Annotated in this window: 3 protein-coding genes; all 3 read left to right on the top strand. The window is 54.0% G+C overall.

Features of this window, described 5'->3' with window-relative positions:
* The first annotated feature begins 20 nt into the window (after positions 1–20).
* The 3 genes from NX720_RS07230 to NX720_RS07220 all read left to right on the top strand — a co-directional run bounded on the left by NX720_RS07230 (position 21) and on the right by NX720_RS07220 (position 13,324).
* Positions 21–4,463 (top strand): DUF1601 domain-containing protein, encoded by a 4,443-nt coding sequence (locus tag NX720_RS07230; RefSeq protein WP_262600362.1) that lies wholly within the window; start codon positions 21–23, stop codon positions 4,461–4,463.
* Between the two features lie 98 nt (positions 4,464–4,561).
* Positions 4,562–8,965: a DUF1601 domain-containing protein gene (locus tag NX720_RS07225; RefSeq protein ID WP_262600361.1), complete on the top strand. Its 4,404-nt coding sequence runs from the start codon at positions 4,562–4,564 to the stop codon at positions 8,963–8,965.
* A gap of 33 nt (positions 8,966–8,998) precedes the next feature.
* The gene (locus NX720_RS07220) at positions 8,999–13,324 is read left to right on the top strand and encodes a DUF1601 domain-containing protein (protein ID WP_262600359.1); all 4,326 of its coding nucleotides are present in this window, start codon (positions 8,999–9,001) and stop codon (positions 13,322–13,324) included.
* Positions 13,325–13,391: the final 67 nt, after the last annotated feature.

Raw genomic sequence — 13,391 nt, 5'->3', positions numbered from 1 at the left:
GTTGACTATCCTTCCATGCCATGAATTTCCCCTCCCCGGTGACCAATGCCCAGCATGGCTATCCAGGCCAAAAAGTTCTGGAGTATCTTGCTCAACTCCAGCAACAGAACGCCTGGCTTAAGCAGCCACTTGGCTGGTCGCAAAAAGAACCAGAATCGTCACAGAAAGGGAACACTCCCTCGCCAAGCAGTCCTGAGTTTATTGAAGAGAGATTTACCAGCATGACCAGACTCTTTTTTTTTCTAGCTTTCCTGTTGCTGTTGCCATTATGCCACGGACATGATCCCTTGTTCGAACCTTACCTGCCTGTCCCGCAGGCTCTGGGTATTGGTAATTTCGACAAACCTGAGGTCAGTTCCCTGGCTATTATGACCTGGATGATGGCGGGTCATAGGGGGTCTGCTTCCGGGCAGGTCGATTGGCCGTTTGCAGGCTATTTCGGGTTTGGAGATAGTCGCTTCACCGGTCAGAAGGCCCACCCTGAAATGGTGTCGGCCATGCCGACCCCTGAGGCCGGTTCGGTTGAAACCCTGCTCTGCCTTGAGCCTGCCACCCACACAATTAATCCACTGCCTTACAATTGTCGCTCCCTGCCAGCCGATGCCTGTGGCCTGGTTGCAAGCCATGACCCTGAAGTGGTTGACGGGGAGCCAGCTCCCCTGTTTTTCCCCGTTCCCTGTGACCTTCCTTTCACGAAGGCAGGCGCCAGCCTGTATCCATTGCTCTGTGACGATGAACTCTGTCTGGGTTGGGAGAGTCATTCGCAGAAAATCACCCTTGACTTCTCTCAGGCCAGAGTACCGGATAACTTCCTGAGGCTGGTTCGACGCGCCGGTGTGCTTCCCGGGTGGTTCTATCAAACCACTGATCAGCAGGGGCAGGTTATTTACTACTGGTATGATTCTCAGGGCAATCGCTACAGCATCAGCCAGCAAGAGTACTGGCTGATGCTGTCCGGGTTATTTGAAAGCCTGATGCACCGATTCTACCCGGAGGTTTTCGACCCCCCGCTTCCGGCGGGCGGTGGCTGGCATATATGGCTCTATACGAGAAAGAGCAAGCCAGCAGGACGACAAGGCAGTGGCCGTGGGAGAGCAGGCGGGGGAGGAAAGATAAAACAGGCTACCGGAGGAAGAGGGGGCAACCCAGACAGAAAAAGACCAGGCAGTAAACCAGGTCAAAGGCCTGTCGCTTATGTCAAGCCTCAACCAAGAGCGGGAGCCACCGGGACAAGGAAGATGCCAGAGAAGGCTCCGGACACCAGGGCAGCTGAAACAATAGCGAGCCTGGTGAAGGAGTTTAAAACAGGCGATCTGGAAGCGGCAAAAAGATTTAAGAAAAGATACAACGGTAAAGATCATGGATACTTTTGCCACCGGATCAAGTTAGCCACTAAGGAACGAGGGTTTCCCCTGACATTGGAAGAGAAAAAACAATTACAACCTTTTGTCACTCATTTAGCAGAGGTTATTTCTTCCAGTCGGTTTAGTGGCAAGAGCGTCAGCATCTGTGTACACAGCTTGACGTCAAGCCAGTTGCTCTACCCATTCGTAAGCGATAGGGGTTTAGCAGGGGAGATTAACGCCTTAACTAAAGCTTTGCTGATTCGAGTGGCTCAAGTCACGAACTTTAAGAGTCAAGGGCTCTCCAGTCTGGTGTGGGCGCTGGCGAAACTGGTGGAGAAGGGGCTCGAAATACAACAGACCCGCAGTGCGGTGACGGCGCTGTTGCCGCAGGTGGTGCAGATGGCGGAGCAGTCAAAGAAAAAGCACGAAAAAAACAGCTCAGAGGTGCAGGTAACAGAGCAGGCCAGCAGGGCGCAGTTGCCGCAGGCGGCAGAGGAAACGAGTCCCCGGGACGGGTTCAGCTCTCAAGGGGTCTCCAACGTGCTGTGGGCGCTGGGGAAACTAGTGGAGAAGGGACTCGAAATGCAACAGGCCAACAGTGCGGTGACGGAGCTGTTGCCGCTGTTGGTGCAGATGGCAGAAGGAGCGAGCCCCCAGGCCGGGTTTAATCCTCAGGAAGTCGCCAACCTGCTGTGGGCGCTGGCGAAACTGGTGGAGAACGGACTCAGGATGCAACAGGCCAACAGTGCGGTGACGGCGCTGTTGCCGCAGGTGGTGCAGGTGGCAGAGGGAGCGAGTTGCCAAGATGGGTTTATTCCACAACACGTTGCCAGCCTGCTGTGGGCGCTGACGAAACTCATGGAGAACGGACTCGAAATACAGCAGGCTCACAGGGCGGTGACGGCACTGTTGTTGCGGGTGGCACAGATAGCAGAGGAAACGAGTCCCCGGGACGGGTTCAGCTCTCAAGGGGTCTCCAACGTGCTGTGGGCGCTGGGGAAACTGGTGGAGAACGGACTCAGGATGCGACAAGCCAACAGTGCGGTGACGGCGCTGTTGCCACTGGTGGTACAGGTGGTAGAGCAGAGCAGCAGGGAGGTAGTAGAGGAAACGAGCCCCGAGGCCGGGTTCAATTCTCAAGGGGTCACTAACCTGCTGTGGGCGCTGGCGAAACTGGTGGAGAACGGACTCGAAATGCAACAGGCTCACAAGGCGATGAAGGCACTGTTGTCGCGGGTGGCACAGATAGCAGAGGGAACGAGCTCTCATGCCGGGTTCACTTCTCAAGGGATCTCCAACCTGCTGTGGGCGCTGGCGAAACTGATGGAGAACGGGCTCGGAATGCAGCAGGCTCACAGGGCGGTGACGGCACTGTTGACGCAGGTGGTACAGATAGCAGAGGGAAAAAGCCTCCGGGCCGGGTTTAATCCTCAGGAAGTCGCCAACCTGCTGTGGGCGCTGGCAAAACTGGTGGAGAACGGACTCGAAATGCAACAGGCTCACAAGGCGATGACGGCACTGTTGCCACAAGTGGTGGAGGTGGCAGAGAAAAAGAGCCTCGAGGCCGGGTTCAGTTCTCAAGCGGTCTCCAACCTGCTGTGGGCGCTGGCGAAACTGATGGAGAACGGGCTCGGAATGCAGCAGGCTCACAGGGCGGTGACGGCATTGTTGACGCAGGTGGTACAGATAGCAGAGGGAAGGAACCTCCGGGCCGGGTTTAATCCTCAGGAAGTCGCCAACCTGCTGTGGGCGCTGGCGAAACTGATGGAGAACGGGCTCGAAATACAGCAGGCTCACAGGGCGGTGACGGCACTGTTGCCGCAGGTAGTACAGGTGGCAGAAGGAGCGAGCCCCCAGGCCGGGTTTAATGCTCAGGAAGTCGCCAACCTGCTGTGGGCGCTGGCGAAACTGGTGGTGAACGGACTCGAAATGCAGCAGGCCAACAGGGCGGTGACGGCACTGTTGTTGCAGGTGGTACAAATGTCAGAGGGAACGAGCCTCCGGGCCGGTTTTGTTCCACAACACGTTGCCAACCTGCTGTGGGCGCTGGCGAAACTGGTGGAGAACGGACTCGGAATGCAGCAGGCCCACAGGGTGGTGACGGCACTGTTGCCGCAGGTGGTACAGGTGGCAGAAGGAGCGAGCCCCCAGGCCGGGTTTAATCCTCAGGAAGTCGCCAAGCTGCTGTGGGCGCTGGCGAAACTGGTGGAGAACGGGCTCGAAATGCAGCAGGCTCACAGGGCGGTGATGGCACTGTTGCCGCAGGTGGTGCAGGTGGCAGAAGGAGCGAGCCCCCAGGCTGAGTTCAGTTCTCAAGGGGTCGCCAACCTGCTGTGGGCGCTGGCAAAACTGGTGGAGAACGGACTCGAAATGCATCAGATTCACAGGGCGGTGACGGCATTGTTGTCGCAGGTGGTACAGATGGCAGAGGGAACGAGCCCCCAAGTCAAGTTTAACTCTCAGGATATAGTCAGCATACTTTGGTCAATAGCTTTCCTGGGAGAATTTATTGAGCCTCAAACAATTGAGGGCGTATTAAATAGCTTCTCTTTTGATAAACAATATTCAGCATTATCACAAACTCAGCTGCTTTGGAGTTTTATGGTATTTATGGCCAGAAAGGTTTCAATTAATAACCAGTTAATATTGCTGGTGAAATCCTGGTATCAAACTTTGGCACAACAAAAAAATGACGAGCAATTGGAACCACTGTTAACAATAGCCGGGATATGGCTTGAGCAAGAACCATTTTTTAATCCGAAATACGAAACTCGTCCCTCCCAATTGCAGAATGACTTTAAAACCAAATTGACTAATGAATTTCCCAATATAGAGTTCTCAGAGGAACAGTCTTTTGAAAATTTACCTCCGCTTGATTTTTTTATAGGTAATCCCTATCGATTAGGTATTGAAATTCAGGGGCCGCATCATTTTACGGACCAGGAGTCATTATCAAAAACAGGAAAGACGATCCTGAAGGTTGAGACATACAAAAAGGTAGGCCTCGATGTCATAGAAGTGCCTTACAGGCATCTGGATAGAGATAATTTAAGTTGGGTTTGGGCTATTTTGTTGAAAAAACAGAGTGTGATTCAGCAACCTCGATCATCTCAGTAAATATTCGGTGAACCCATAGCCTAGGAGGTCGAGTCGCCCAAGGGTAATTTCTCAAAAAGTGCTGGTTGTCAGGCGCCTGTTGACTATCCTTCCATGCCATGAATTTCCCCTCCCCGGTGACCAATGCCCAGCATGGCTATCCAGGCCAAAAAGTTCTGGAGTATCTTGCTCAACTCCAGCAACAGAACGCCTGGCTTAAGCAGCCACTTGACTGGTCGCAAAAAGAACCAGAATCATCACAGAAAGGGAACACTCCCTCGCCAAACATCCCTGAGTTTATTGAAGAGAGATTTACCAGCATGACCAGGCTCTTTTTTTTTCTGGCTTTCCTTTTGCTGTTGCCATTATGCCACGGACATGATCCCTTGTTTGAACCTTACCTGCCTGTCTCGCAGGCTCTGGGTATTGGTAATTTCGACAAACCTGAGGTCAGTTCCCTGGCTATTATGACCTGGATGATGGCGGGTCATAGGGGGGCTGCTTCCGGGCAGGTCGATTGGCCGTTTGCGGGCTATTTCGGGTTTGGAGATAGTCGCCTCACCGGTCAGAAGGCCTACCCTGAAATGGTGTCGGCCATGCCGACCCCTGAGGCCGATTCGGCTGAAACCCTGCTATGCCTTGAGCCTGCCACCCACACAATCAATCCACTGCCTTACAATTGTCGCTCCCTGCCAGCCGATGCCTGTGGTCTGGTTGTAAGCCATGACCTCGAAGTGGTTGACGGGGAGCCTGCTCCCCTGTTTTTCCCCTTTCCCTGTGACCTTCCTTTCACGAAGGCAGGCGCCAGCCTGTATCCATTGCCCTGCGACGATGAACTCTGTCTGGGCTGGGAGAGTCATTCGCAGAAAATCACCCTTGACTTCTCTCAGGCCAGAGTGCCGGATAACTTCCTGAGGCTGGTTCAACGCGCCGGTGTGCTTCCCGGGTGGTTCTATCAAACCACTGATCAGCAGGGGCAGGTTATTTACTACTGGTATGATTCTCAGGGCAATCGCTACAGCGTCAGCCAGCAAGAGTACTGGCTGATGCTGTCCGGGTTATTTGAAAGCTTGATGCGCCGATTCTACCCGGAGGTTTTCGACCCCCCGCTTCCGGCGGGCGGTGGCTGGCATATATGGCTCTATACGAGAAAGAGCAAGCCAGCAGGACGACAAGGCAGTGGCCGTGGGAGAGCAGGCGGGGGAGGAAAGATAAAACAGGCTGCCGGAGGAAGAGGGGGCAACCCAGACAGAAAAAGACCAGGCAGTAAACCAGGTCAAAGGCCTGTCGCTTATGTCAAGCCTCAACCAAGAGCGGGAGCCACCGGGACAAGGAAGATGCCAGAGAAGGCTCCGGACACCAGGGCAGCTGAAACAATAGCGAGCCTGGTGAAGGAGTTTAAAACAGGCGATCTGGAAGCGGCAGCAAAAAGGTTTAAGAAAAAATACAACGGTAAAGATCATAGCTACTTTTGCAACCAGATCAAGTTAGCCACCAAGGAGCGAGGTTTTTCCCTGACACTGGAAGAGAAAAAACAATTACAACCTTTTGTCACTCATTTAACAGAGGTTATTTTATCCAGTCAGTTTAGTGGCAAGAGCGTCAGTACCTGTGTACACAGCTTGACGTCAAGCCAGTTGCTCTACCCATTCGTAAGCGATAGGGGTTTAGCAGGGGAGATTAACGCCTTAACTAAAGCCTTGCTGATTCGAGTGGCTCAAGTCAGGGACCTTGATAGTCAAGGGGTCTCCAACCTGCTTCGGGCGCTGGCGAAGCTGGTGGAGAACGGACTCCAAATGCAACAGGCCAACAGGGCGGTGAGGGCATTGTTACCGCAGGTGGTGCAGGTAGCAGAAAAGCAGGCCAGCAGGGTGCAGTTGTCGCAGACGGCAAAGGAAACGAGCCCACGGGACAGGTTTAGTTCTCAAGGGGTCTCCAACCTGATGTGGGCGCTGGCGAAAATGGTGGAGAACGGACTCGTGATGCCGCAGGCCAAAAGTGCGGTGACGGCGCTGTTGCCGCTGGTGGTGCAGATGGCAGAAGGAATGAGAACGAGCCCCCGGGCCGGGTTTAATCCTCAAGAAGTCGCCAACCTGCTGTGGGCGCTGGCGAAATTGATGGAGAACGGACTCGAAATGCAGCAGGCTCACAGGGCGGTGACGGCACTGTTGACGCAGGTGGTACAGATAGCAGAGGGAAGGAACCTCCGGGCCGGGTTTAATCCTCAGGAAGTCGCCAACCTGCTGTGGGCGCTGGCGAAACTGATGGAGAACGGGCTCGAAATGGAGCAGGCTCACAGGGCGGTGACGGCACTGTTGCCGCAGGTGGTACAGGTGGCAGAGGGAACGAGCTCTCAGGCCGGGTTTACTTCTCAAGGGGTCTCCAACCTGCTGTGGGCGCTGGCGAAACTGGTGGAGAACGGACTCGAAATGCAGCAGGCCCAAAGGGCGGTGACGGCACTGTTGCCGCAGGTGGTACTGATGTCAGAGGGAACGAGCCTCCGGGCCGGGTTTGTTCCACAACACGTTGCCAGCCTGCTGTGGGCGCTGGCGAAACTGGTGGAGAACGGGCTCGAAATGCAGCAGGCCCAAAGTGCGGTGACGGCGCTGTTGCCGCTGGTGGTGCAGATGGCAGAAGGAACGAGCCCCGAGGCCGGGTTCAGCTCTCAAGGGGTCTCCAACGTGCTGTGGGCGCTGGGGAAACTGGTGGAGAACGGACTCAGGATGCGACAAGCCAACAGTGCGGTGACGGCGCTGTTGCCACTGGTGGTACAGGTGGTAGAGCAGAGCAGCAGGGAGGTAGTAGAGGAAACGAGCCCCGAGGCCGGGTTCAATTCTCAAGGGGTCTCCAACCTGATGTGGGCGCTGGCGAAACTGGTGGAGAACGGACTCGAAATGCAGCAGGCTCACAGGGCGGTGACGGCACTGTTGCCGCAGGTGGTACAGGTGGCAGGGGGAATGAACCTTCGGGCTGGGTTTAATGCTCAGGAAGTCGCCAACCTGCTGTGGGCGCTGGCGAAACTGGTGGAGAGAGGACTCGAAATGCCGCAGACCAACAGAGCGGTGACGGCACTGTTGACGCAGGTGGTACAGATGTCAGAGGGAACGAGCCTCCGGGCCGGGTTCCGTTCTCAGGGGGTCGCCAACCTGCTGTGGGCGCTGGCGAAACTGGTGGAGAACGGACTCGAAATGCAACAGGCTCACAAGGCGATGACGGCACTGTTGCCACAAGTGGTGGAGGTGGCAGAGAAAAAGAGCCTCGAGGCCGGGTTCAGTTCTCAAGCGGTCTCCAACCTGCTGTGGGCGCTGGCGAAACTGATGGAGAACGGGCTCGGAATGCAGCAGGCTCACAGGGCGGTGACGGCACTGTTACCGCAGGTGGTACAGGTGGCAGAGGGAACGAGCCTCCGGGCCGGGTTCTGTTCTCAGGGGGTCGCCAACCTGCTGTGGGCGCTGGCGAAACTGATGGAGAACGGGCTCGAAATGCAGCAGGCTCACAGGGCGGTGACGGCACTGTTACCGCAGGTGGTACAGGTGGCAGAGGGAACGAGCCTTCGGGCCGGGTTTAATCCTCAGGAAGTCGCCAACCTGCTGTGGGCGCTGGCGAAACTGGTGGAGAACGGGCTCGAAATGCAGCAGGCTCACAGGGCGGTGACGGCACTGTTGCCGCAGGTGGTGCAGGTGGCAGAAGGAGCGAGCCCCCAGGCTGAGTTCAGTTCTCAAGGGGTCGCCAACCTGCTGTGGGCGCTGGCAAAACTGGTGGAGAACGGACTCGAAATGCATCAGATTCACAGGGCGGTGACGGCATTGTTGTCGCAGGTGGTACAGATGGCAGAGGGAACGAGCCCCCAAGTCAAGTTTAACTCTCAGGATATAGCCAGCATACTTTGGTCAATAGCTTTCCTGGGAGAATTTATTGAGCCTCAAACAATTGAGGGCGTATTAAATAGCTTCTCTTTTGATAAACAATATTCAGTATTACCACAAGCTCAGCTGCTTTGGAGTTTTATGGTATTTATGGCCAGAAAGGTTTCAATTAATAACCAGTTAATATTGCTGGTGAAATCCTGGTATCAAACTTTGGCACAACAAAAAAATGATGAGCAATTGGAATCACTGTTAACAATAGCCGGGATATGGCTTGAGCAAGAACCATTTTTTAATCCGAAATACAAAACTCGTCCCTCCCAATTGCAGAATGACTTTAAAACCAAATTGACTAATAAATTTCCCAATATAGAGTTCTCAGAGGAACAGGCTTTTGAAAATTTACCTCCGCTTGATTTTTTTATAGGTAATCCCTATCGATTAGGTATTGAAATTCAGGGGCCACATCATTTTACGGATCAGGAGTCATTATCAAAAACAGGAAAGACGATCCTGAAGGTTGAGACATACAAAAAGGTAGGCCTCGATGTCATAGAAGTTCCTTACAGGCATCTGAATAGAGATAATTTAAGTTGGGTTTGGGCTATTTTGTTGAAAAAACAGAGTGTGATTCAGCAACCTCGATCATCTCAGTAAATATTCGGTGAACCCATAGCCTTGGAGGTCGAGTTGCCAAGGGTAATTTCTCAAAAAGTGCTGGTTGTCAGGCGCCTGTTGACTATCCTTCCATGCCATGAATTTCCCCTCCCGGTGACCAATGCCCAGCATGGCTATCCAGGCCAAAAAGTTCTGGAGTATCTTGCTCAACTCCAGCAACAGAACACCTGGCTTAAGCAGCCACTTGACTGGTCGCAAAAAGAACCAGAATCGTCACAGAAAGGGAACACTCCCTCGCCAAACAGCCCTGAGTTTATTGAAGAGAGATTTACCAGCATGACCAGGCTCTTTTTTTTTCTGGCTTTCCTGTTGCTGTTGCCATTATGCCGCGGACATGATCCTTTGTTTGAACCTTACCTGCCTGTCTCGCAGGCTCTGGGTATTGGTAATTTCGACAAGCCTGAGGTCAGTTCCCTGGCTATTGTGACCTGGATGATGGCGGGTCATAGCGGGTCTGCTTCCGGGCAGGTCGATTGGCCGTTTGCGGGCTATTTCGGGTTTGGAGATAGTCGCCTCACCGGTCAGAAGGCCCACCCTGAAATGGTGTCGGCCATGCCGACCCCTGAGGCCGGTTCGGTTGAAACCCTGCTCTGCCTTGAGCCTGCCATCCACACAATTAATCCACTGCCTTACAATTGTCGCTCCCTGCCAGCCGATGCCTGTGGCCTGGTTGTAAGCCATGACCCCGAAGTGGTTGACGGGGAGTCTGCTCCCCTGTTTTTCCCCGTTCCCTGTGACCTTCCTTTCACGAAGGCAGGCGCCAGCCTGTATCCATTGCCCTGTGACGATGAACTCTGTCTGGGCTGGGAGAGTCATTCGCAGAAAATCACCCTTGACTTCTCTCAGGCCAGAGTACCGGATAACTTCCTGAGGCTGGTTCGACGCGCCGGTGTGCTTCCCGGGTGGTTCTATCAAACCACTGATCAGCAGGGGCAGGTTATTTACTACTGGTATGATTCTCAGGGCAATCGCTACAGCATCAGCCAGCAAGAGTACTGGCTGATGCTGTCCCGGTTATTTGAAAGCCTGATGCACCGATTCTACCCGGAGGTTTTCGACCCCCCGCTTCCGGCGGGCGGTGGCTGGCATATATGGCTCTATACGAGAAAGAGCAAGCCAGCAGGACGACAAGGCAGTGGCCGTGGGAGAGCAGGAGGGAGAGGAAAGATACAACTGGCTGCCGGAGGAAGAGGGGGCAACCCAGACAGAAAAAGACCAGACAGTAAACCAGGTCAAAGGCCTGTCGCTTATGTCAAGCCTCAACCAAGAGCGGGAGCCACCGGGACAAGGAAGATGCCAGAGAAGGCTCCGGACACCAGGGCAGCTGAAACAATAGCGAGTCTGGTGAAGGAGTTTAAAACAGGCGATCTGGAAGCGGCAGCAAAAAGGTTTAAGAAAAAATACAACGGTAAAGATCATAGCTACTTTTGCAACCGGATCAAGTTAGCCACCAAGAAGCGAGGTTTTTCCCTGACACTGGAAGAGAAAAAACAATTACAACCTTTTGTCACTCATTTAGCAGAGGTTATTTTATCCAGTCAGTTTAGTGGCAAGAGCGTCAGTACCTGTGTACACAGCTTGACGTCAAGCCAGTTGCTCTACCCATTCGTAAGCGATAGGGGTTTAGCAGGGGAGATTGACACCTTAACTAAAGCTTTGCTGATTCGAGTGGCTCAAGTCAGGGACCTTGATAGTCAAGGGGTCTCCAACCTGCTTCGGCCGCTGGCGAAGCTGGTGGAGAACGGACTCCAAATGCAACAGGCCAACAGGGTGGTGAGGGCATTGTTACCGCAGGTGGTACAGGTAGCAGAAAAGCAGGCCAGCAGGGTGCAGTTGTCGCAGACGGCAAAGGAAACGAGCCCACGGGACAGGTTTAGTTCTCAAGGGGTCTCCAACCTGATGTGGGCGCTGGCGAAACTGGTGGAGAACGGACTCGTGATGCCGCAGGCCAAAAGTGCGGTGACGGCGCTGTTGCCGCTGGTGGTGCAGATGGCAGAAGGAATGAGAACGAGCCCCCGGGCCGGGTTTAATCCTCAAGAAGTCGCCAACCTGCTGTGGGCGCTGGCGAAATTGATGGAGAACGGACTCGAAATGCAGCAGGCTCACAGGGCGGTGACGGAACTGTTGCCGCAGGTGGTGCAGATGGCAGAGGGAGCGAGCCCCCAGGTCGGGTTTAGTCCTCAGGAAGTCACCAACCTGCTGTGGGCGCTGACGAAATTGGTGGGGAACGGGCTCGAAATGCAGCAGGCCAACAGTGCGGTGACGGAACTGTTGCCGCTGGTGGTGCAGATGGCAGAAGGAACGAGAACGAGCCCCCGGGCCGGGTTTAATCCTCAAGAAGTCGCCAACCTGCTGTGGGCGCTGGCGAAACTGATGGAGAACGGACTCGAAATGCAGCAGGCTCACAGGGCGGTGACGGAACTGTTGCCGCTGGTGGTGCAGATGGCAGAAGGAACGAGCCCCGAGGCCGGGTTCAGCTCTCAAGGGGTCTCCAACGTGCTGTGGGCGCTGGGGAAACTGGTGGAGAACGGACACAGGATGCGACAGGCCAGCAGTGCGGTGACGGCGCTGTTGCCGCAGGTGGTGCAGGTGGCAGAGGGAGCGAGTTGCCAAGATGGGTTTATTCCACAACACGTTGCCAGCCTGCTGTGGGCGCTGGGGAAACTGGTGGAGAACGGACTCAGGATGCGACAGGCCAACAGTGCGGTGACGGCGCTTTTGCCACTGGTGGTGCAGGTGGTAGAGCAGAGCAGCAGGGAGGTAGTAGAGGAAATGAGCCCCGAGGCCGGGTTCAATTCTCAAGGGGTCACCAACCTGCTGTGGGCGCTGGCGAAACTGGTGGAGAACGGACTCGAAATGCAACAGGCTCACAAGGCGATGACGGCACTGTTGCCACAAGTGGTGGAGGTGGCAGAGAAAAAGAGCCCCGAGGCTGGGTTCAGTTCTCAAGCGGTCTCCAACCTGCTATGGGCGCTGGCGAAACTGGTGGAGAACGGACTCGAAATGCCGCAGGCCAACAGGGCGGTGACGGCACTGTTGTTGCAGGTGGTACAAATGTCAGAGGGAACGAGCCTCCGGGCCGGTTTTGTTCCACAACACGTTGCCAGCCTGCTGTGGGCGGTGGCGAAACTGATGGAGAACGGACTCGAAATGCCGCAGACCAACAGGGCGGTGACGGCACTGTTGACGCAGGTGGTACAGATGGCAGAGGGAACGAGCTCTCATGCCGGGTTCACTTCTCAAGGGATCTCCAACCTGCTGTGGGCGCTGGCGAAACTGATGGAGAACGGGCTCGGAATGCAGCAGGCTCACAGGGTGGTGACGGGACTGTTGACGCAGGTGGTACAGATAGCAGAGGGAAGGAACCTCCGGGCCGGGTTTAATCCTCAGGAAGTCACCAACCTGCTGTGGGCGCTGGCGAAACTGATGGAGAACGGGCTCGGAATGCAGCAGGCTCACAGGGTGGTGACGGGACTGTTGACGCAGGTGGTACAGATAGCAGAGGGAAGGAACCTCCGGGCCGGGTTTAATCCTCAGGAAGTCGCCAACCTGCTGTGGGCGCTGGCGAAACTGGTGGAGAACGGACTCGAAATGCAGCAGGCTAACAGGGCGGTGACGGCACTGTTGTTGCAGGTGGTACAGATGGGAGAGGGAACGAGCCCCCAAGTCAAGTTTAACTCTCAGGATATAGCCAGCATACTTTGGTCAATAGCTTTCCTGGGAGAATTTATTGAGCCTCAAACAATTGAGGGCGTATTAAATAGCGTCTCTTTTGATAAACAATATTCATTATTATCACAAGCTCAGCTGCTTTGGAGTTTTATGGTATTTATGGCCAGAAAGGTTTCAATTAATAACCAGTTAATATTGCTGGTGGAATCCTGGTATCAAACTTTGGCACAACAAAAAAATGATGAGCAATTGGAACCACTGTTAACAATAGCCGGGATATGGCTTGAGCAAGAACCATTTTTTAATCCGAAATACGAAACTCGTCCCTCCCAATTGCAGAATGATTTTAAAACCAAATTGACTAATAAATTTCCCAATATAGAGTTCTCAGAGGAACAGTCTTTTGAAAATTTACCTCCGCTTGATTTTTTTATGGGTAATCCCTATCGATTAGGTATTGAAATTCAGGGGCCACATCATTATACGGACCAGGAGTCATTATCAAAAACAGGAAAGACGATCCTGAAAGTTGAGACATACAAAAAGATAGGCCTCGATGTCATAGAAGTTCCTTACAGGCATCTGAATAGAGATAATTTAAGTTGGGTTTGGGCTATTTTGTTGAAAAAACAGAGTGTGATTCAGCAACCTCGATCATCTCAGTAAATATTCGGTGAACCCATAGCCTTGGAGGTCGAGTCGCCAAGGGTAATTTCTCAAAAAGTGCTGGTTG

It is taken from the genome of Endozoicomonas euniceicola (assembly GCF_025562755.1).
GTDB lineage: Bacteria > Pseudomonadota > Gammaproteobacteria > Pseudomonadales > Endozoicomonadaceae > Endozoicomonas_A > Endozoicomonas_A euniceicola.
Note: the sequence above shows the minus strand (reverse complement) of the source record. Positions and strands in the feature narration are given on the sequence as shown.

Bases quoted from the DNA above. Each gene is read 5' to 3' on its own strand.
- NX720_RS07230 (WP_262600362.1), top strand. From the start codon at position 21: ATGAATTTCCCCTCCCCGGTGACCAATGCCCAGCATGGCTATCCAGGC.
- NX720_RS07225 (WP_262600361.1), top strand. From the start codon at position 4,562: ATGAATTTCCCCTCCCCGGTGACCAATGCCCAGCATGGCTATCCAGGC.